This is a genomic window from Sediminispirochaeta bajacaliforniensis DSM 16054, assembly GCF_000378205.1.
Classification (GTDB): Bacteria; Spirochaetota; Spirochaetia; order DSM-16054; family Sediminispirochaetaceae; genus Sediminispirochaeta; species Sediminispirochaeta bajacaliforniensis.
Genome location: NZ_KB899408.1, coordinates 14,674 through 30,769, shown reverse-complemented (window position 1 = coordinate 30,769; position 16,096 = coordinate 14,674). Strand labels below are relative to the sequence as shown.

The 16,096-nt window shown below is 49.7% G+C and carries 18 protein-coding genes; 3 read left to right on the top strand and 15 right to left on the bottom strand.

Translation table 11 applies throughout. The features are described from left to right. Positions 1-48 precede the first annotated feature (48 nt). The 5 genes from F459_RS0103465 to F459_RS0103440 all read right to left on the bottom strand — a co-directional run bounded on the left by F459_RS0103465 (position 49) and on the right by F459_RS0103440 (position 4,821). Positions 49-1,320, bottom strand: a complete 1,272-nt coding sequence (locus F459_RS0103465; protein WP_020611342.1) for a cytosine permease — start codon at positions 1,318-1,320, stop codon at positions 49-51. Next, positions 1,317-2,465 (bottom strand): hypothetical protein, encoded by a 1,149-nt coding sequence (locus tag F459_RS0103460; RefSeq protein WP_154651611.1) that lies wholly within the window; start codon positions 2,463-2,465, stop codon positions 1,317-1,319. Before F459_RS0103460 ends, F459_RS0103465 begins: the two co-directional genes overlap by 4 nt. Before the next feature lie 11 nt (positions 2,466-2,476). Beyond that, entirely contained in the window at positions 2,477-2,863 is a 387-nt protein-coding gene (locus F459_RS0103455) for a hypothetical protein (protein WP_020611340.1), read from the bottom strand. Between the two features lie 27 nt (positions 2,864-2,890). Further along, the gene (locus F459_RS0103450) at positions 2,891-3,535 is read right to left on the bottom strand and encodes a hypothetical protein (protein ID WP_020611339.1); all 645 of its coding nucleotides are present in this window, start codon (positions 3,533-3,535) and stop codon (positions 2,891-2,893) included. 68 nt (positions 3,536-3,603) lie between these two features. Further along, complete coding sequence (locus F459_RS0103440; RefSeq protein ID WP_020611338.1) at positions 3,604-4,821, bottom strand: OmpA family protein; 1,218 nt, start codon at positions 4,819-4,821, stop codon at positions 3,604-3,606. Between the two features lie 83 nt (positions 4,822-4,904). On the opposite strand from F459_RS0103440, the gene F459_RS0103435 reads away from it, so the two are divergent. Then, positions 4,905-6,407, top strand: coding sequence for a DbpA RNA binding domain-containing protein (locus F459_RS0103435; protein WP_020611337.1), 1,503 nt, complete (start codon positions 4,905-4,907; stop codon positions 6,405-6,407). A gap of 15 nt (positions 6,408-6,422) precedes the next feature. Here the strand turns inward: F459_RS0103435 and F459_RS0103430 are convergent, their stop codons facing one another. Further along, positions 6,423-7,391, bottom strand: coding sequence for a hypothetical protein (locus F459_RS0103430; protein WP_020611336.1), 969 nt, complete (start codon positions 7,389-7,391; stop codon positions 6,423-6,425). 24 nt (positions 7,392-7,415) lie between these two features. Between F459_RS0103430 and F459_RS0103425 the strand changes: the two genes are divergently transcribed. After that, positions 7,416-8,084, top strand: a complete 669-nt coding sequence (locus F459_RS0103425) for an MBL fold metallo-hydrolase (RefSeq protein WP_026294866.1) — start codon at positions 7,416-7,418, stop codon at positions 8,082-8,084. Positions 8,085-8,090: 6 nt separating this feature from the next. On the opposite strand, the gene F459_RS0103420 is transcribed toward F459_RS0103425, so the two are convergent. After that, positions 8,091-8,498: a hypothetical protein gene (locus F459_RS0103420; RefSeq protein ID WP_020611334.1), complete on the bottom strand. Its 408-nt coding sequence runs from the start codon at positions 8,496-8,498 to the stop codon at positions 8,091-8,093. Between the two features lie 63 nt (positions 8,499-8,561). After that, entirely contained in the window at positions 8,562-8,918 is a 357-nt protein-coding gene (locus tag F459_RS0103415) for a TraR/DksA family transcriptional regulator (protein ID WP_020611333.1), read from the bottom strand. Positions 8,919-9,051: 133 nt separating this feature from the next. On the opposite strand from F459_RS0103415, the gene infA reads away from it, so the two are divergent. Beyond that, the gene (gene infA / locus F459_RS0103410; RefSeq protein WP_171814798.1) at positions 9,052-9,273 is read left to right on the top strand and encodes a translation initiation factor IF-1; all 222 of its coding nucleotides are present in this window, start codon (positions 9,052-9,054) and stop codon (positions 9,271-9,273) included. 10 nt (positions 9,274-9,283) lie between these two features. Here infA and F459_RS0103405 read toward each other — a convergent pair whose 3' ends face one another. The 7 genes from F459_RS0103405 to F459_RS0103375 are packed head-to-tail and all read right to left on the bottom strand — an operon-like array spanning position 9,284 to position 16,095. Next, positions 9,284-9,757, bottom strand: coding sequence for a Smr/MutS family protein (locus F459_RS0103405; RefSeq protein ID WP_020611332.1), 474 nt, complete (start codon positions 9,755-9,757; stop codon positions 9,284-9,286). 1 nt (position 9,758) lies between these two features. After that, positions 9,759-11,771, bottom strand: a complete 2,013-nt coding sequence (locus F459_RS0103400) for a tetratricopeptide repeat protein (RefSeq protein ID WP_020611331.1) — start codon at positions 11,769-11,771, stop codon at positions 9,759-9,761. After that, the gene (locus F459_RS0103395) at positions 11,765-12,355 is read right to left on the bottom strand and encodes a tetratricopeptide repeat protein (RefSeq protein ID WP_020611330.1); all 591 of its coding nucleotides are present in this window, start codon (positions 12,353-12,355) and stop codon (positions 11,765-11,767) included. Before F459_RS0103395 ends, F459_RS0103400 begins: the two co-directional genes overlap by 7 nt. Then, complete coding sequence (locus F459_RS0103390; RefSeq protein ID WP_020611329.1) at positions 12,340-13,314, bottom strand: VWA domain-containing protein; 975 nt, start codon at positions 13,312-13,314, stop codon at positions 12,340-12,342. Before F459_RS0103390 ends, F459_RS0103395 begins: the two co-directional genes overlap by 16 nt. Further along, complete coding sequence (locus F459_RS0103385) at positions 13,314-14,315, bottom strand: vWA domain-containing protein (protein ID WP_020611328.1); 1,002 nt, start codon at positions 14,313-14,315, stop codon at positions 13,314-13,316. Before F459_RS0103385 ends, F459_RS0103390 begins: the two co-directional genes overlap by 1 nt. Further along, complete coding sequence (locus F459_RS0103380; RefSeq protein ID WP_020611327.1) at positions 14,312-15,226, bottom strand: hypothetical protein; 915 nt, start codon at positions 15,224-15,226, stop codon at positions 14,312-14,314. The genes F459_RS0103385 and F459_RS0103380 overlap by 4 nt, the downstream gene beginning before the upstream one ends. After that, entirely contained in the window at positions 15,223-16,095 is an 873-nt protein-coding gene (locus F459_RS0103375; RefSeq protein ID WP_020611326.1) for a DUF58 domain-containing protein, read from the bottom strand. Before F459_RS0103375 ends, F459_RS0103380 begins: the two co-directional genes overlap by 4 nt. Position 16,096: the final 1 nt, after the last annotated feature.

Below are 16,096 nucleotides of genomic sequence, written 5' to 3'. Positions count from 1 at the left end.
GGTATCCCCGCTCTTTAGGGTAGTAAAGAAAAGGCGGTCAAGAATACACTATACGTTCTTGGAATGATTTATTCGCTTTTCAAGCAGCAGATAGATAACAGAAGAAGCAAGAAAGGCGGTAATGCTGGCCCCCAGGGGGCAGTCGACCGCTCGGGCAAAAAAATAGATGAAGGTTCCGATCCCCCAGACCAAAAGCCCGCTTATCCTGAATCCACCGGAAAAATTCATCCCCGATCCGACGGTAAAATCAAGTCCGGTAAGATCCTGTCTCCGGATAAGGAAATAATCGGTAAGTAAAATAGCAAAAAGCGGTATAAAAAAGGCGCCGACCACATTCAGAAAGGTCTCAAATCTGGAAAGATCAAAAAAGAGGGCGAGAATAATCGTAAGAATTCCGGTTCCCCACATGGTCCAAGCCGGTTTGATTTTCGAATTGATATTAAAGAGGCTGCAGGCCGAAGAGTAGATATCGGGAAAATCGCTTGTCATAGTCGATGCAAAGACCAGCACGACGGCAGGGATCGTCAAACCGAGGGTCCCCATCAAACGTAGAATATTGGCTGCCGGGTCCTCAGTTCCTGTAGCCAAACTGATAACAAGGCCTATCCCGTACATCCAACAGGAAACAATGCCGTATCCCCAAAAAGATCCCCAAAATCCACCTCGCTCGCTTTTGGTCAAACGAGAGTAGTCGGAGATAAGAGGTACCCAACTTATGGGCATAACAATAACAAGATCCATTAAACGCATACCGCGGGTAAAGGAAAAAGATTCGGCGGCCGCAGGTTTCATGGTGTAATAGTGCGGATTAAGGGCAATCCACGTCATCAAGGCAGATATAAGAACAAGGCCGATGATTACCACGGTGTGGACCCACTGCAGCTTCGAACTACCGACAAGAAAAGACCATGCAAGGGTACCTGCACCGATAAGAAGAACCCAAAAAGCCTTGCTGTTAAAAGGAACGCCGAGGTTATGGCCGACGCTGGCACCGATGGAACCACTGAGGGCAAGCATGATCGTCGCCCATCCTACCAGCTGAAACACATTCAGCAGGCTTGGAATAATTGAACCGCGATTTCCAAGAACCATCCTGGTACTCTGCATGGACATAATGCCATATCGCGTCCCCATGGTACCGGAAGCGCTCAAAACAAGCCCGCCGAAAAGATGACCGATGACAATGATAAGCAATCCGGCAAAAAGTCCGGCATCCTGCAGGAGACTTCCGGCCCAGATCTCCGACACAGATACGGCAACCCCCGCCCACAGAAGGGCGGTACCGAAACCGCTGAGTGTACGAGTTCCTTTCTCGATCATTCGCTCACGTCCGACGCAGATGAGTGGTCTACATCAGCAACTTCAAGGAGCCGATTAAGCTCCTTCTCCCCCTCGGAAATACGTTTTTTTATTTCCTTCATCTCCGTATCAAGTTCTTCCCGCTTACGCTTTACCTTCTCGAGCTGCGTACGCTGTTTTTCAAGCTCTTCCCGTTTCTCTTCAGCCTCTATCCCGGCCTCAAGGGCGGCGATCCTGGTTCTCAGGAACTCCTCATTTTTTTCAAGCTCCGCAACCTCTTCCAAAAGTGAAGTATCTCCCTCTTTTCGAATCAGTTCCCGCAGCTCCGGCATCAAAAGCAAGGTGGCACCATAATCCCTATCGGATTCCGCAACAGCCGTTTCACCCTCGGCCCTTTTCTGCTCCAGATCCCTGAGACATTTGGTGCTATTTTTATCGGCACCTGCATCGGCAAGTTGCGTTACGAGATCCTGCCGCTTCTTTTCGGCTTCACTCCGTTCGCCCCGCAGCTCTTCTTCCCTTCGTTCACTTTCCCGAAAGGTAGCAATCAGGGTAAGTAATTGGGGATCAACAATGGCGGAGGCAAACTCCTGTCCGAAAAGCGCCTCTCCGGCCTTGAAATAAGCCTTATCCTGCTCTTTCCGAAGGCCCGTGAGATTATTCTTTGCCAGGGTGATTTTTGCTCCAAAGGTAATCCTTTTGAGAAGCGGACTCCGTTCCTTTGACGCTTCAAGGTCACGGAGCTCTTCCAAAGCCTGTTTTTCACGATCACTATATTCCCCGATCTCGGAAAAGAGAATGGAAAACCTTTCGTCTGTCAAGGTTCCCTTCTGGTAGGATTCAAAGCCCTTTCTGCCGATCTCTCCGTACAGACGGGTTCGTCGTTCACTAAGCTCCTTCTCCGAAGCGACAAGCTCCTCAATTCGCCGCTCCACATCTTCCTTTTCCGAAAGAAGAGCACGAATCCTGCGAATCTCTTTGTCGATCTTCTCAAGCCTTTCCCTCGAAGAGAGAGCCCTCAGACGTAGTTCATCGGCTCCCGATTCATCGGAAATTTTTACAGCAAGATTTCCGGCCCCCAAAAGGCGGCTCTTTTCTCCCAAAGAAACGAGCAGAGCTTCCAAATCGTGCTTCGCCTTACTCAGTTCGTTTTTCATGACCGACATATCTACCTCCATTATAACGCCCCGTGATCAACAACACGACTCATAACATACGTGAGGCTTTCATCGTCGATGTCACTTCCGTAATCGGAAACCAGCTCTCCAATCAGTTTCCAGTCCTCGAACAAAAGAGGGTCTTCCCGGTCGTCGTAATCAAGGACAAAAAGGTCGGCAGCGCCATAGAGACGATCGAAAAAGCGCTCCTCGCCATCATCTCCACTCCTTCCAGTCGTTTCCGTCAGCCGAAGAAAGAACTCCTCAAGGAGCTCGGAAGGAACGGTCCGAGCACAACGGGAAAAGAGTTCGCGAAGACGCACCATTTTTACGGCAGGATCGATATCTCGCTCTTTCTCAAGTTTACGAACCTGCCGTTCGAGGGCATCCCCTCCGGAACCAAGCATAGTCACCTCCTGTCTGGAGATACCATACTACCAGCTCACCTCAAGGACAAGGGGTTCACTGTTTTGCATGCTGTTGAAATCGTACATGGGGATCTCATAGGTAAGCACGCGATTGTTGTCGGAAAGTTCACCGATGCTATGTGATTTGATCTTTTTCGGCGCCCGTACCCGATACAGAAAAGAATACCCCTCAAAGTACTGCTTGATCATCTCTTCCTGTGACGGATCACTGGGAGTCATATCCCCTTCTTCTCCAGGCTCGACGGCATCTTTTAGGACCGTTCTAAAAACGGTACGCCCATTCTCTTTCGTAAGAGTAGCTCCTTCAAACATATTCTCCTCCCCCTTCGAAAGGTCGGAAAAATCGTCGAAGGCAAGGGTCGCAGTGATGGTCTTCCTGTCCTCGGTATCTTCTTCGGCAACATCGACAACAGTTACCCCTTCCACACCTTCGTAAGAAGATTCCAGTTGCTCTTTGGTGATGGGAATAGGCACATCCTGTTGTTCGGGATCCATCTGAAAGAACATTTGACTGATGTGGAAAGCCATATCCACGGTTCCTGATCCATCGTTGTTGATGCTAACGTCCATCTCGACACCCAGGCACGACGAAAGCAAGAGCGCAATAAGGACAAGGAGCGACATCAATGTAAGCCGCTTAAAGTGATTCATATACTCCTCCTGTATATCAATGTCCTAAAAGATAGCGGAGGATCAGGGAAAAATCGAGAAAAAAAGCACTAATTTTCCAGGATCGTGATTTCGACTCGACGATTCTTCCGTTTTCCCTCTTCGGTGTCGTTGGGAGCGACCGGCTCTCCTGCGCCTTTGCCCTCTATCATGAGACGGTCGTCGTCGATATTCAGCTCATCCTTTAGAAAGGTCGCAACGGTACGGGCCCGCTCTAAAGAGAGGGCCATTCTTCCTTCGGCTGTACCGGCAAGGGCGGTATGACCAGTCACCAAAATATCCCTGTCAGGGTAGAGCTTTAGTAAAGAAACAACTCGCTTGAGCTTGTCCATCTCACCGGGAAGCGGAACCGCAGAATCCGCCTTAAACTGAATGTTCTCAAGGCTGATGATGACTCCGTCGTCCCCAACCCGGACCCCGGCATCGGGAATCCCGTTTTCGGCAATGCGCCGTTCAAGTTCATCCTTTACCGTCTCTTTATCCATGGAACGGGAACGGACCAGCTTAGCCGTCGCGGTTCCGGTAAATTCATAGCTATCTCCATTGGAAAGGTCAAAAACGATGGAAAAGTTTTCCTCGTAGGCCATAGGCTGCCCCTCCCGCCTATCCCAATACATAATCTGGTCCGAATAGCCGGTAATCCTTCGGGGGTAGAGGGGGTAACGATCGTAATAGGAATCCGCCCGCTGGGCAATCGAATATTGGATTGAGATCAGGTCTGCATTCTTTCCTTCGTATGTACCTTCTCCAAGGTAACGGTAATTGACAGTCATCGGAAAAAGAAAAGGATCGGGGATTCCGTATCCCTGTCTGAGATCGTGGACCTCTTCTCCGTCTGCCTGCCAGCTATCTCCCGGTTTAAGATCCCGACCGGGAAAGGTGGGAACATCACGAACCACAGGCATATAGTATATCGGAGCTATCTCATACCGGCCGAGCCGGGAGCGCCAGAAGGTCGATTCATATTCCTGATTCAGCTCATATACCGTCACGTTCCCTTCCCGGCTCTCACTGGTCAGAAAGGTTGCCTCTATCTTTGCCTTATCATCCTGAACCTCGACGACTCTCGCCGAGATCTTGTTGAGAATATTGGCATGATGACTGTATGTACCGTTGATGTATACTCGTTCGTCGACCTTGGAAAGTATGCGGTACTGATCATCCAGAGCACTTTTATATGCAAATTCGACGGCAGAAACGGGGAGAATTCCCAAAAGCACAAACATCAGCGGTAAAAGTAAGGTTAGTTTTCCATATCTTTCCGTCATCGATATCTCCTTTTCACTTTTCTTGACAAAGCATAGTGGTGCCGATATTCTTGACTACATCGTACATCGTATAGGATAGCACAGTGTTTCAGTCCGCAAACGATCATCATTCCGGCGAAAGGATCTTATCCCTCGTCAAAAATGCAGGTCTCCACACCACAAGTCCGATCCAGCGTCAATTGTTTCCCGAACTGCCCAGCGAAAAGGACCTGTTGATCGAAGCCGGAGACGAGGAAGGCAAAGCCCTTGCGCTTCTGTTCCCCGCTCTTATTCGGAATGAGCGGCCAGCCCGGGAGCTGTATGCCCTTATCCTCACAGCCGATCGTACCAAACTTCTCCGCTCTGATATCCTCCTCCGAAAGTTGACAAGCAAGCAATTCAAGAGTCAGCAATTTGCAGTTCTCGGAACCGAAAGCCAGGCCAAAAAAGAACTCCGCCTCATATCAAGACGCCTCAATATCATTGTCGGCACACCCGAACGAATCATTGACCATCTCAGACGGGGAAATCTTGATCTTTCTTCCCTTTCCACCCTGGTGCTCGATGTCCCGGATGAGCCCCTTCGTGAGGGCTTTGAACAGGACGCAGAATTTATCCTTTCAAAGATCCCGAGCCGCATACAAACGGTCATTTTTGCCCCCCACCCGGAAAAGCTCGAATTCCTCGCCGCTTTTCAGAGAAGAAGTACAAGCCTTACAAGGGCCCAGAGGGAAGATTATCTTTTGCGTATGCAATTGTACACATGCAGCCGTAATAAGGCAGAAGCTGCCGCACGCATACTTCTCGGTCGGGGAAGGGTAAAAAACTGTCTCCTTATATGTGAAAACAATGAAGAAGCCCATACCCTTCGTCGACTGCTCCAGGTGTCGGGGGTGGACAAGCAGGCCGATGCTTGCATCATTTCGGGGGGAAGCACGGAAAATATACCGATGCAGGGAATAGGTACTATACTATTCGCCGGTACACTTCCCGAAATCGGCACGATTAAAAAGCTTGTCGCCGATACAGGTAAAGACCCCGCGGAGGTAGAGCTATTGACGGTGTGCGATACCGACAATGCGGAGTGCGTAAAAACACTAACAACAATGGAGGAAGCACGGATTATGAGTTTAGAAGAGAAGGCTATGCCGTCGAATCAAGAGGTGCTTAAAGGCCATATCGAAAATATCCTTAACGCAATTAAAATTGACGAAGATCCGGAAATACTCAACAACTATCGATCGCTTCTGCGAAAGCACGTTCCTTTTTTTATGCGTTCTTATTTTGCCGCTTATCTCCTCAAAGAATCCGGAGCCAAGCTTAATCTGCCGAATGAAAAAGAGAAAAGCGACCGTAAGCGTAAAGAAAAAATGAAAACCATCTTTGTCAGTATTGGGAAAAACCGGAAGGTTTATCCGAAGGACCTGGTTTATCTTTTTCGTTCAACACTTTCGCTGGAAAAAGCGGAAATTGGTTCGGTAAAGGTACTGGACAATTACTCTTTTGTTGAAATATCCGAAGTGAGAAGCCAGGAAGCAATTGCCAAAATGGACGGAATGGAATATCGGGGCCGGAAGATTACCGTTAACTACTCAAGAAAGAAATAACGAAACTGTTTACTCTTAACGAATTACCGCGGCAAGAAACATGAAAATCATGAAGAGTTCAACTCCCACCGAAAGGGCAAGTATCAATAATGCCAGAAGTTTCAGCCGTTGAGAGGTCCGATTCTTTACTTCGGCCTCTTTGGGCTGGGCTTTTCTTCCCTCGGAAATCTCGTTCAACGTAAGGAGATCCCGTTCCGTACGAAGCAAAAAGGCACGCTTCCAGAGGGAACGGTAGAATGAATAGCCGATGACGGCGGGAGGTAAAACAGGGGTCAAGGGAAGGAGGCTTACCGTTAAAGCCATTATTGCGGGAAAGCGAAGCAGGGGTGCGCGAAGTAAAAGATAAAAGTAGACAAAAAGCGTAAATGAACCTGTAGTAAGAGCCCCGGGAGTCAGAAAATTCCAGTATCCATTCCGCTCTCGTCCGGTTTTTAGCGCATGAGAGAGGAGGTGTTCGTCCGGACCATCATAGACAATAACAACGAGAGGAACTTCCTGTGTGCTGAGAAAAATGGCTCCGGCAGCTTGTCGATCCAGTTCTCCGGCAACAAAGACCTTGGTTCCTTCGGGGAGGGTCCTTATTCGTCGCCAAGGAACCTCTATGGGAACCATTTCGTCGTCAAAGGCTGAAGAGCCTTCCCGGTGAGAAAGCGAAGAAGGAGCAGAAATCATGTAGACTCTAACCCTTTCAAGCTCAACTCGAAGCGAGACCCTGCCGTTATCGACCCAGGCCCCACTCTCTCCCCGGAGGGCACGAAGTGTCCCGTAAAAGCGGAAACACCCGGCCCGGCCGCTCTCCCCGCTATGAAGTAAGCGATAATCAGGAACAGGATATGAAGCGGCGGACAAAAGCCCATCCCGAAACCGCCGCCATCTTCTCCGAACAAAAAAGGCTCCAATACCCGGCACAATGCCATAGGAACAGAGGGCTATGAGCACGATCACAAAGAGATGAAGAAAAGCTGAAGCTTGCAAAATCACCATTTATCCCTTACCCTGAATACTATCATGGTAGAAAGAATTATTGTAGGAAGATTGAATACCAATTGTTACATATACTCCCGCTGGAAAAAAGAGTGCGTTATTATCGATCCCGGCGGAGATCACGAAAAAATAATATCCCATATGGTCGAAAAAAACCTTACCCCCAGGGGAATCATTCTTACCCACGGCCATCTGGATCATGTCTCGGCACTCGGCAAGATTATAGATTATTATGTTGAACAGGATATACACCTTGATATTGCGGCCCATGAAGACGATGCCATTTTTTTCGGGAGCGGGGCCAGAGAGATTCATGAAGCGGCATTCCAGCAAATGGGGATCGAAGGGAAAACCCTTTTTCAGGAATTGTACAAGCCCATTCCCGATATCGATCTGTTTCTCGAGGAAGGAAAATCGGTTTTCGACTGCGATCTCAGCGTCATGCATACCCCTGGCCACACAAAGGGCAGTGTTTGTCTCTACAGTGAAGAGAGTGATATGCTTTTCTCAGGGGACACACTCTTTTTCGAAGGAGTGGGAAGGACGGACCTGTTCGGAGGCGACAGTCAGGCTCTTTTTCGAAGCATCAATGAGAAGCTGATGCCGTTACCGGACAGAACCCGGGTATTTCCTGGTCACGGACCGCTCACCACCATTGAGAGGGAGAGAGGCTATAACCCTTATGTTCAGTAAACTGTCTTAAAGATTCATATTAACGACAATACCCATAAGCGCCTCCGATGAAACTGCTGTATAGGGTGTCTGCTGAGAAGCTAAGGCGGCATTGTGCAACCTGTCCGCAAGCTGATCAATCATCGCATCAATCCGTTTTTCGCTTTCACTATTATCTTGCCCGGAAACGTCGACTTGTACCTTATCGCCCTTGATCTGCTTCAATCGCTCAATAAGGACATCAATCGAACGTAATTTGGCAAGGGGAAAGCCACCTACTCCACTTTCGGTAGGAATCCCGGTGACGTTTTTAAACCGGGCATATAGATACTGATTTCGGCTGACAGGCATTGAAACCCTGCCGGACGAATAGCGAGCGTGTAGCAGTTTTGAAACCGAAACGACCGGCGAACCGGCATACGTGCTGATCTCCATTCCCGTATCCTCTTCTACTTTCTTTTTCGGATACGGAATAAAAATGTTTAGGAAAAAAAGAGATCAGCGTAATCTTCGCTCGTCGCTCGATTTACACTCAATGCACATAAGTGCATACGGAATAGCCTCAAGCCGTTCGGTGGGAATTTTCTTTCCGCAACGCATACAGAGCCCGTAACGCCCGTTCTTCAGTCTCGAGAGGGCCGAGTCGATCAGCCTGATCCTTTTTACCTCCTGAGCATTAAGAGCTTCAAGGGTCTTCCGATCGATATCGTCGGCAGCAACATCGACAAGATCCTTTGGATCCATATCGCGAACAAGTGCCTCAAAATCTTCGCTCTCGGAGATAAGAGATCGAACGAGCTCCTCTTTCATTGCCAACAGCGAGTCTTTCATTTTCTCTTCAAAAACTTTATCCATATATCTCCCCCTCTCCTGTTGTGATTTCCTGTCGAGTCCCGACATATTACTGAATCCGGGGAAAAAGTCAACAGGTTGACAAGAAGAAACTCTAGGCCTACTATATGGCGGATAAAGTCCGGCTATAGGAGGCATTGTGGCGAAAGAAGAAGCAATTGAAGTAGAAGGGATCGTAAAAGAATCCCTACCCAATACCATGTTCAGGGTCGAATTGAAAAATGGACACCTGATTCTCGCACATCTTTCCGGAAAAATGCGAAAACATTATATTAGAATAGTCCCCGGCGATAAAGTACGGGTGGCCCTCTCCCCTTACGACCTCACCAGAGGCAGGATCATTTACCGGGAACGGTAGCCTTCCCATCCTATTCCTTCAGAATAACCCAGGTTGCTCCGCTTCCACCAAGCGAACGGTCAGCTTGTCCCGATTCACCGGCTATGGGTGAGTATTGAAGGTATTCCCTTACAACATCAGGAAGCACTGCTCCGTCTTTGTCGGAGTGATTGCCCTTGCCGTGAATAATGAGGACCTTTTGCAGATCTCTGCTGGCTGCCTCACGAAAAAAACGGTCAAGGGCGGTCACTGCTTCATCACGGGTCATTCCATGAAGGTCGATTTCAGCTTCAGGGGCTATCCGGCGAAGAGTAGAACGACGCAAGACCGGATCGGTATCGGGTAATTCCTTCTCTCCGATTAATTGCTCCCAATCGGCCTCTTTGGGGAGATAACACTCAATCTGCTGTGCAAAGCCGCCATTATCTACCGGCTCTCTCCGTTTGCTTATCGTCTGCTGTTTTCGGCCAGCTTCCCACTTCTCCAGTATCTCACCGAAATCCATATCAACGCTCCATAGGTCCAAGAATTAGCACTTGATCCAGCGGGACCCACCCACTGGTATTAATACCGGTTTCGATGAACAGATAGTCCCTCGATCTACCAAGAAGCGTAACAGCTTCTCCTTCCCTTAGGACGAATGAGGTCCCCGCTCCCGAATCGGGAATCGAGAGAACGGGAAGATCAGCCTGAGCCACTACAACTTGCCGACCCCAATCGGCAGCCGAGAATCCAAGCGCAATGGCAGAAGCCACTCCAATAGTGAAAAGTAACACTGCGACAATGAAAGTCAAGTTTTTTCGATGAAGAAGATAAAAAACAGCCACAAAACCGGCGCCATTTATCGACAACATCAAAAGGAAAAAGAAAAGATCCGGATGGACAGAAAATGGCAGAGGGGCCTGGAAACCAAAGCCCTCACGTTTTTCGATTGCGTTCACCAACTCTTTCATCTTTCCATCAGAAGGGTGGGTTCGAAAGGCTTGTCTTGCATAAAAAACTGCTTTGCCGACATGGGAGGCCCTATAAGCGGTAACGGCACAATTGTAACATAATCTCGAATTATCCGGACTTGTTTCGAGTAAAAGAAGATATTCTTGATACGCAGCCTCATCATCACCGGCAGCATATGCAGCCAGTGCTTTTTCATCCGATATAGGAGGAACTTCATCGACGGCTCCGGCTGCGGACATGAAAAAGAATAGGATAGAAACGGTGGCGATGGAACGCCTCTTTCGCCCAAAAATCAAGAAAACAAGAAACAGAAGCGGGCCAGGAAGTAACCAGAGATAGCTTCGGAGATTACGATATGAATCCTCATTGGTTACGGAAAAACCGGCTATAGGAAGAGGTTCAAAGCTGAAGGGGGTTTCGCCCTCTGCTGTTCCGAAGTGTTCGGAATCCTCCACCCTGACCGTCGAAGAGGGAAGATATCGCATCGAAACGCGTCCCGAGGAGGGGATGAGAAAGGGAAACGGAGGATACGATATTTCAATAGTACCCTTTCCCGAAACCAGAAACTCAAAGCGAACGATACGACGGCCTGCAAATCCGTCGGCATCGGCATCTATCTCGGATTTCTCACTTGAAGAGATTAAGCTGGCACCCTTAAGAATCGGTTCAGGAATCGAAAGATAAGGCAGATTGCCTTTTCCTGAAAGGGTCACCGTTACAAAAAAACGATCACCTTCCTGAAAAGGGCCTTTGTCCGAGGCGGCTTTATACTCAAATGATCCTACGGCGCCTGTGGCGGCAACAGCATCGGGTAGCGGAAGAACATTGAGATCAAGGGCGTCGGCCTGCTCCCGTATCCCGTCGATGGTAACGAAAGCCGAAGGAATTTGGAGATTCCCCGAACGTTCAGGTGTTAAAAGATAGCCTGCGGCAGGTAGAGTATAAAATGAAAATCCCTCGATTTCACTTCGATCGATTGCCCCAACCCGGCCGGTTTCTTCAAAAAATCCCTCTCTCGGAGGCCGGACAGAAACATCGTCGACGAGACGAACCTCCCTTTGCATGGGAACCTTCAAGGTAACCGGTACGGTTTCTCCGGCATACACGCTCTGTCGGCCAAGTTCCCAATAGGGCTCAAAGGGTATTTGCAGGTGTCCGGAACGGTAAAGGCCGACCTCAAGAAGAAGAGGCGGTGTTTCGAACTCTCCCTCTTCCGCCAAAAAACGAAAAGAGGGAATCACCATGCGTCCCGTTCGAGAGGCGCGCAACGTATAGCTTATCCGCACAAAATGATCCACGCCTTGTTGTGCGTAATCATCTCCGCGATAGAAACGGATATAGGGGCCACGCCAGATGGAAACTCCGGAGGGGAGATCCGGAGCGATGGCATCGACACCGGCAGAGGAAGAGAGCGGCAGGTCTACAACAAGGGTCGTATTATCCCGAACTCCGACGGGATTTGGTTCAAGGGTTACTGCAAGAGGGAGAAGTGCACCGAAGGCAGATATTCCCGTAAAAAAGAAAAAAACAAACGGAAGTACCTTTTTCCCTACACGAGCTACCACTGCTGCGCCCCCTTATCGTGGTCAGCCTCAGGAGCCGAACTCCAGGTGAAGGACTCGCTCCGCCGTACATAGTCGAGAATCCGCTCGGATTCTCCCTTTGCCTCAGGTAAGGCGGCCTGGGGGCTTTCCGTCTGCTGCTCCTGGCGTTTGCGGGAAATTTTTCTTAATGCATGTTCCAGGTTTATTTTGGCATCGACAGAAGCGGGATGGAAGATAAGAGCCCGGCGGAAAGCATCATAGGCCTCCTGATAGTGCCCCTGGCCGAAAAAAAGGACCCCCTGATTAAAGGCAATTCGAAAAGAAAGCTCTTTATCCTGATCGGAGGAAGCAAGTTCCCACTCCTGAAGTGCTGCATCATCTTCACCAAGCTCATGGTAAACATTCCCAAGGTTGTAGTGAACACGATTTTTCCACCTATCGAAATCCAATGCCTGCAGATATTTAAAGGTCGCTTCGTGATACTCTCCCCGGGCAAAGGCATAATTTCCCTGAAGTACGGCAAGGTGGGTCTCGGGGCTGTCACAAGCGGTGAGAAGCCATAGAAGCGAAAAGAGAAGAACGAGCCGTGTCATTTTTTTCGCCATGGTACCATCCTCACCAAAACATGTAAAAGAAGAAAAAGCAGGGCAAGGGCGAGAAAAGGACGATAAAGGGTATCTCTGGTAAGACGGACGCCACTGCCCGGTTTGTAGCCAAGCAGCTTGCGCAATTGCTTCAGTGCATCGGCATCGCCACCGTCGATAAAACTCCCTTCTCCTGTCGCAGCAACAGACTGGAGGAGAATGGTATTCACTTTACTGCGTACAGGATTTCCCTCTTCATCCTGCATGGCCCCACCATCGGCAGCCGGAACGACCGCTCCATCAGCACTCCCAAGAGCAATAACACTGGTCGTAATGTGATGATCCCGCCGTAATGAGGCTGTGATCTCTTTGGGGTCACCGCTATGTTCTTCTCCATCGGAAAAAACAACAATCAGACGTTGCCGCCTCTCTCCCCCAGGAAACGCCTGGCCTGCAGTGGAAATACCGGCAGCCACATTGGTACCGGCGGAAGAGAGCAAATCAGGACTCAGGACATCGACCGCCGACACCAATGATTGTAAATCCTCGGTAACAGGAACCATCACCAGACCAAGATCAGTAAAGACCACCAAACCGTAACGATTGCCGGAACTGTTGTCCAGAACCGTTCTGATAAGCACCTTCGTGCGTTCCAGACGTGAAGGGACTACGTCGGAGGCAAGCATACTTCGAGAAAGATCGACGGCAAAAACCACATCTTTCTTTTCGGGAAACTGTTCCGAATCGATTCCTGTGCCGGTAAAGCCCATGAGAGCAAGAATGGTAAACAAAAGGAAAAGAATTAAGAAAAACGAAGAAAAAAACCATTTAATAAGAAACACATCGTATAAAGAACGGGGAGAGGAACCGTCGCGGAAGGAACGGAAGAGTCTCTTTCCGACAACAAGGCTACGACCGATACTCCAGAAAAGAGGAAGAAAAAGTAGGAATAGAAAGGCACTCCCCGGATTCTGCACCATCACAGCACCTCCCTGAAAAAAAGACGCTTGACGAATGCATAAAAAACGAGCAGCCATAAGCCAAGCCGAATGAGAAGATGGTGTACAGGCTCTGATGAAATATCGGTTGTGGATCGTAGCTCTACAGATTCGAGGGCATCAATTTCCCGAAAAACCTGTGACAGGGCTCCTGGAGATCCGGCGAGAAAAGCCTGCCCGCCAGTGCTTTCCGTTACCGTTTTCAGAAGATCCATATCAACCTTTCCCTCGTAGGTTCCTCTATAACTTTTTCCCGTTTCAGGATCGGTAAATTCGATTGCAACACTACCCTCACCGCCTACTCCGACCGCATATATTCGGATGCCGAGAGAGGCTGCGACTCTGGCTGCCGATTCAGGTGTGATCTCTCCCGCATTATTTTCTCCATCGGAAACTATGACCATCACTTTTCTCTCGGCACTGCTCTTTTCCAGATGGACAGTGGCAACGGCCATTCCAAGGCCGAGGGCGCTACCGCGTCCCAATTTCATCACCCGTACGGAGTCCATTCGTGAAAGAAAGGATGTATAATCGAGGGTCGGAGGGGTTACAAGGGCAGCCTCATCTCCAAAGATTACCAAACCGAGGGGATCGTGTTCCCGCCCCTCTACAAAGGTTCGAATTGCATGTTTTGCGGTATCGAAACGGGTATCACCGCCAAAGTCCCTGACAATCATGCTGGGGGATTGGTCAAGCACAAAAACGATATCTACTCCGCGATGAAGGTAGATCTTCTCACGCTCCACCAGCCGAGGCCCGGCCAGGGCCACAATAAGTGAAGCCACTCCCAGCCAGAGTGATACATTGGCAAGAAAAAGCAAAAACCGATGAAAGAAGAGGGGTGACTCGAAGCGATCACGTTCCCACATGGTAAAGCTGAGAGGAAGCAAGCCTCCCCGTCTTTTCCAACCGTAGGTAAGAAACATTGCAGGAGGAAGCACCGCCAAAAACAGGAGAATTCCCGGTTGATCAAAGGTGATCATACGTCGCCCCGTCCATTACGCCGGTTCGAAGAGTGACGTCCCTCGGCACGACGTTCCACATAGGAGGCCACATCTTTCAGCAATGCAAGATCATGGCGCTTACGATTAGCATGTACCCGTTCTCCACCGAATTTTACGCCGTCGGATATGTGGTCCATCTCTGTCAGTGCCGCGATAAGAGCCTGATCGTCAAAAAAGCGATCGCACAAAAAGCCGAACTCCCTGCTGGTAGCAGAGAGGAAGTCCTCTCCGGTGCGTTGGGTAAGATAGGAGCGAAGGATCCCGGTCATGGTAAAGTAGAAATCACGTCCGGCGATTTTATCGAAGTTATCCTCCAGCTCCCTCAATCGTTTGTAAAAGATACGAGCAGGTCGGCGGCCCCTGTGCCGTTCCATGATACTACGAAAGAATCTCCTGCCTTTCCCTGCCATAAGCAAGGTAAGAACAGGTCCGAGGAAGATAAGCAGCCCAAACAAAATCAAGCCGACAGAGGTCCCCGGTAGTAAAAGTTGACCACGCGCAGAAGAAAAGGGGGCATTTGTGTCATCCAAAATCGATGAAGCATGAATCTTTACCCCCTCAAGAACCTTCCCTTCCCCAAGGATAATGGAGGGGAGGGTTCTGGTACCGGGCATATAGGTGGTAAAATGAATGGTAAGCTCGGAACCAACGGAATCTTTTCCAATGGAAATATCCCGTATTTCGATCCACGGTACGTCGGGAAGGGCCGAAGGGATTTCCAATGAATCGGGATCAACCCCTTCCAGGGTGAGGCGAAGCTCGACACTATCGCCCACATAGTATTCGGCAGGGAGGAAGAGCTGTCGGCTGACGACCAGAGGCGACTCCGTAATCTCTTGAGCCGGAAGCAACATCGGGGCAAGAAACAGCAGAAGCAACAATTGTTTCACCGCCGTCTCCTCCGCCGGAAAAACGCAAATAGGCTCTCAATAGGATCATCGTCGGTCGAAACCGTAAGGGTTGAGATTCCCCGTCTCCGGCATTCCCTGTCCCAATAGATGCGGTGTGTTTCCCAGAACTCCCGATACTCTCGGCGGAAGCGTGACGATGCCCCGAAAGCGGGTAAAACTCCATCCGTTTCGGGATCGCGAAGTTGTGCAAAGCCTGGTACGGGAAAATCCTTGTCGCTGGGATCTTCAATGCGGATTGCAATAACGTCGTGACGCTTGGCGACAAGGCTCATCTCCCGCCAGCAGGGCGCAGTTCGAAAATCACTGATAATGACGCAGATCCCCCGCCGTTTTACAGACTCATGAACCCCTCTGAGGGCAAGGGCGAGGTCGGATCCTTTCCCTTTGGGTTCCACTTCCATGATATCGCCGGCAAGACGGAAAATCTGGTTGCGACCCTTTCGGGGAGGGACCCATTTTTCTATTCGATCGGAAAAAAAGGCCGCGCCAACCCGGTCGTTATTGTGAACCGCACTAAAGGCGAGCAAAGCGGCAAGGGTTGCAACCGTCTCCTGCTTGCTCAATTTTCCGTTACCAAAACCCAAAGACGCAGAAACATCAATGACAAGGAAGAGTGCCATCTCCCGCTCTTCCCGAAATGTTTTGACGTAGGGCTGCCCCATTCGTGACGAAACATTCCAATCGATAAAACGAGAATCATCCCCCTCGGCATACTCCCGAACCTCGTCGAATTCAAGCCCCGGCCCCTTGAACAGCGACCGATAATTGCCCGACAAAACCCCCTCGACGAGTCGGGAAGAAACAAGAGGAAGGTTCTTTATTCGTGCAAAAAGCTCGAGACTATCCATG

Excerpts from the sequence above, each read along its gene's own strand:
- F459_RS0103465 (WP_020611342.1), bottom strand. The coding sequence starts at position 1,320 with ATGATCGAGAAAGGAACTCGTACACTCAGCGGTTTCGGTACCGCCCTT.
- F459_RS0103460 (WP_154651611.1), bottom strand. The coding sequence starts at position 2,465 with ATGTCGGTCATGAAAAACGAACTGAGTAAGGCGAAGCACGATTTGGAA.
- F459_RS0103455 (WP_020611340.1), bottom strand. The coding sequence starts at position 2,863 with ATGCTTGGTTCCGGAGGGGATGCCCTCGAACGGCAGGTTCGTAAACTT.
- F459_RS0103450 (WP_020611339.1), bottom strand. The coding sequence starts at position 3,535 with ATGAATCACTTTAAGCGGCTTACATTGATGTCGCTCCTTGTCCTTATT.
- F459_RS0103440 (WP_020611338.1), bottom strand. The coding sequence starts at position 4,821 with ATGACGGAAAGATATGGAAAACTAACCTTACTTTTACCGCTGATGTTT.
- F459_RS0103430 (WP_020611336.1), bottom strand. The coding sequence starts at position 7,391 with ATGGTGATTTTGCAAGCTTCAGCTTTTCTTCATCTCTTTGTGATCGTG.
- F459_RS0103425 (WP_026294866.1), top strand. The coding sequence starts at position 7,416 with ATGGTAGAAAGAATTATTGTAGGAAGATTGAATACCAATTGTTACATA.
- F459_RS0103420 (WP_020611334.1), bottom strand. The coding sequence starts at position 8,498 with ATGGAGATCAGCACGTATGCCGGTTCGCCGGTCGTTTCGGTTTCAAAA.
- F459_RS0103415 (WP_020611333.1), bottom strand. The coding sequence starts at position 8,918 with ATGGATAAAGTTTTTGAAGAGAAAATGAAAGACTCGCTGTTGGCAATG.
- F459_RS0103405 (WP_020611332.1), bottom strand. The coding sequence starts at position 9,757 with ATGGATTTCGGTGAGATACTGGAGAAGTGGGAAGCTGGCCGAAAACAG.
- F459_RS0103395 (WP_020611330.1), bottom strand. The coding sequence starts at position 12,355 with ATGGCGAAAAAAATGACACGGCTCGTTCTTCTCTTTTCGCTTCTATGG.
- F459_RS0103390 (WP_020611329.1), bottom strand. The coding sequence starts at position 13,314 with ATGGTGCAGAATCCGGGGAGTGCCTTTCTATTCCTACTTTTTCTTCCT.
- F459_RS0103385 (WP_020611328.1), bottom strand. The coding sequence starts at position 14,315 with ATGATCACCTTTGATCAACCGGGAATTCTCCTGTTTTTGGCGGTGCTT.
- F459_RS0103375 (WP_020611326.1), bottom strand. The coding sequence starts at position 16,095 with ATGGATAGTCTCGAGCTTTTTGCACGAATAAAGAACCTTCCTCTTGTT.